The following is a 3,301-nucleotide window of genomic DNA, read 5'->3' on the forward strand; positions in this document are numbered from 1 at the left end:
AATATGTCGAGGGGTTATTGGAAGTGCCCAGATTGCCGATGGGTTGGGTCCGTCAGGGTCAGCAAGTGTCGCCCACACCTGCAATGCGGACCATTTTCAGGAACGGTCGCGTTCCCCGGTCGACGATCGCGACGCGGCGGCGCTGGCGCGCGAACGCTATGCGCGCGGCCTCGATAGCTTCCTGACCGTCATCGACGCAGAACGTACCGCCAACACCTCACGCAGTGCGGCGATCGAAGCGCAGGGCGACGCGGCGCGCACCCGGATCGCGCTGTACCGGGCGGTGGGCGGCCAGGCTCCGCCGCGCTGAACGGGAATGGCGCGTTTGCCGGCTTGCGCGCCGCCTTGTGCATGGGCAAACTATCCTTGGGGAACTGGGGGATAGCATGGCTGGATTTCGCAATTGGCTGCTGATGGCGGCACTGACTTCGGCAGGTGCCGGGCTGGCGCAGGGCGTGGCGAAGCCGCCGGCGGCTTCGCCGCCACGCTATGACACCGAGGTATTTGCCGAGGTTCCGGCAACCCAGGAGCCCGAACTGTCACCGAACGGCAAGATGATCGCCGGCAAGATCGCGGTGAATGGCAACCAGTATTTCTCGATCCTGTCGCTGGACACCGGCAAACGGCGGTTGATCGGTGCGGGGGAAGTCGATCTCAACTGGTGGCAATGGGTGAATGACGACTGGCTGGTCATCGGCGTCGGCAGGCTGGTGCCGGTTGAGGGTGACGATTGGTACATCCGCCGCGCCGTCAGCGTGCCGGTCGCCGGGGGAAAGCTGGTCGACCTTGGCGCGCGGGAGGGCGGGCAAAATGCCGATGACGTGCTGTGGTTCGCCAATGACGGCAGTCCGCGCATCCTGATGGCATCCCAAAGCTCGATTTATCGGAATGAGACAGGCTTTTGGCCCCATGTCCGCGAAATCGATGTCTCGACCGGCAAAGGCAAGGTGGTGCAGGTTGGCCGTGACGGGGTGTGGAACTGGTATGCCGACGGGAGTGGCACCGTCCGCATGGGTATCGGCACCAGCGACGACGGGCGTAACCGCCGGGTATTGTATCGCAACAGCGCGCGTGACGGCTATCAGGTCATCGACCGGGCGCGCACTCATTTTGAGGGCCTGACGGTACCCACCTTGTTTCTGCGGGAGCCGGGCAAGGCGCTGACGATCGCAGACGATGAAGACGGCTATTCAGCGCTGTATGAACTCGATGTGCGGACGCTCGAGCGTGGCAAGCAATTATTCGCCACCAAGGGCTATGACATCGGGGGGCTCAGGCGGGATGCCACCGGCTATGGCTATGTCGGCATCAGCGTCTTGCAGGAGCAGCCGGGAGTCGTTTGGACCGACCCTGAAATGGCGGCAATGCAAAAGGCCATCGCGGACCAGATCAAGAACGGATCGCCCCGGATCGTGTCGCTGAGCCGCGATCATCAAAAAGCGATCGTCCATGTTGGCGGTGCCGACGCGCCCGGTGCCTATTTCGTGTATGATCGCGCCGACGCATCGCTGACGATGCTTGGCGCGAACAACAGCACCATCGGAATGAAGCGGCTGCACCCGGTGCGGACCATCCGCTATAAGGCGCGCGACGGGCTGGAAATCGCGGCGGTGCTGACGCTGCCGCGTGCCGATACCACCAACGCGCCGCTGATCGTCATGCCGCACGGCGGGCCGTTTGCACGCGATTCGGAGGAATGGGACTGGTGGACCCAATTCCTCGCCAATCGCGGCTATGTGGTGGTGCAGCCCAATTATCGCGGGTCTTCGGGCTATGGCACGCCGTTCACCGAAAAGGGGGCGGGGCAATGGGGCCTGGCGATGCAGGACGATCTGAACGACGTGGTGACCGCGCTTACGGCGCAGGGGATTGCCGATCCCAAACGGGTTTGCATGGTGGGCGCATCCTATGGCGGCTATGCGGCGATGCGGGCGGCGCAGCGTGACGGAGGGCTGTATCGCTGCGCGGTTTCCTATGCCGGGGTGTCCGATCTAAACCGGATGCAGCGCCACGACAGCAGCTTCCTGGGGGCTGGCGCGCGCAAGGACTGGCTGAAGATGCAGGCACCCGATCTGAAGGGGGTGTCCCCGATCAATTTCGCCAAGGATTTTTCGATCCCGATGCTGATCGTGCATGGCAAGAAGGACCGGGTGGTTCCCATCGCCCAATCGCGCGAATTGGTCGAAGACCTGCGTGCGACGGGCAAAAATGTCACGTATATCGAGCAGCCCGAAGCCGATCATTACTTCACGCGAGGTGAAGACCGGCTGCAATTCCTGAAGGCGCTGGAGACGTTTCTGGCCGCGCACAACCCGGTTTGAGCGGGCATCGGCGATGATTGGGGACACGCACGTGCAACGCGGTATCGAGGCCGCCAGACAGCTAGCAGGGGTCGATTGATGATTCCGCACGTGCTGATCCTGGCCAATTCCGAAATCATACAGCGCCGCGTGTTGCCGGCGCTTGAGGCCGCTGGCGTGGGGCGGATCGACATTGCCTCGCGACGGGGGCACGACAGTATTGCTCGGCCGGCGGGCGTGGTTGGCCTTGATTTCAAGGACTATGCCGACGCGCTCGACCGTAGCGCGGCGTCGCTGGTTTGGATTTCAACCGTCAACAGTCTGCATGCCGAACTGGTTGCGGCGGCGTTGGCGTCGGGGCGCGACGTGATCGTCGACAAGCCCGCGACCACCGACCCGCAGGAGAGCCTGCGATTGGTCGGCAAGGCCCGTTCTGCCGGACGGCTGCTGGCCGAGGCGACGGTGTATGCCTATCACCCCCAAATCGCCGCGGTTCAAGCGGCGTTTGCCGCGGCTGGATCGGTCCCGAATCATGTCGTTGCGGCGTTCAGCTATCCACCCTTGCCCCCACACAATTTTCGTCATGACCCTGCGCTCGGCGGCGGGGCGTTGCTTGATCTTGGCCCTTACGCGGTTTCGCTGGGCCGAGTATTTTTTGATGCGATGCCGCAGCGTATCACGTGCGAAACGCTGCCTGGCGACATCGGGTTCGGTCTCTTGATGCGCTATCCCGGTGGTCGCACGGTCACGGGACATTTCGGCGCTGTATCGGGCTATGTGAACCAAGCGACGGTGATTGGACCGGATATGGTAGTGAGTATCGATCGGCTATTTACCACCGCGCCGGATGCGCCCGCATCGATCACGGCGCGGCTGCATAGCGCACCCTTGTCGATCACCGTTCCGCCAGCCGATGCCTTTCTCGAATTTCTAGTCGCAGTGTTCGCGGCGCGAGGTGGAGCCGGTGCCGAGCGTTTCGGAGAAGACATGGCGGCGGACGC

At 63.2% G+C, this 3,301-nt stretch carries 3 protein-coding genes; all 3 read left to right on the forward strand.

Annotated features, from left to right (window positions below; all coding sequences use genetic code 11):
• Window positions 1–310 (forward strand): TolC family protein (locus tag QU44_RS09755; RefSeq protein WP_231621691.1); only part of this gene is annotated, 310 nt, incomplete at its 5' end.
• Between the two features lie 76 nt (window positions 311–386).
• The gene (locus tag QU44_RS09760; protein ID WP_033921924.1) at window positions 387–2,321 is read left to right on the forward strand and encodes an alpha/beta hydrolase family protein; all 1,935 of its coding nucleotides are present in this window, start codon (window positions 387–389) and stop codon (window positions 2,319–2,321) included.
• A 78-nt stretch (window positions 2,322–2,399) separates the two neighbouring features.
• Window positions 2,400–3,301: Gfo/Idh/MocA family protein (locus QU44_RS09765; RefSeq protein WP_052134604.1), on the forward strand; the 902-nt coding region annotated here is incomplete at its 3' end.

The sequence above is a fragment of the Sphingomonas sp. 37zxx genome (assembly GCF_000786205.1).
GTDB lineage: Bacteria > Pseudomonadota > Alphaproteobacteria > Sphingomonadales > Sphingomonadaceae > Sphingomonas.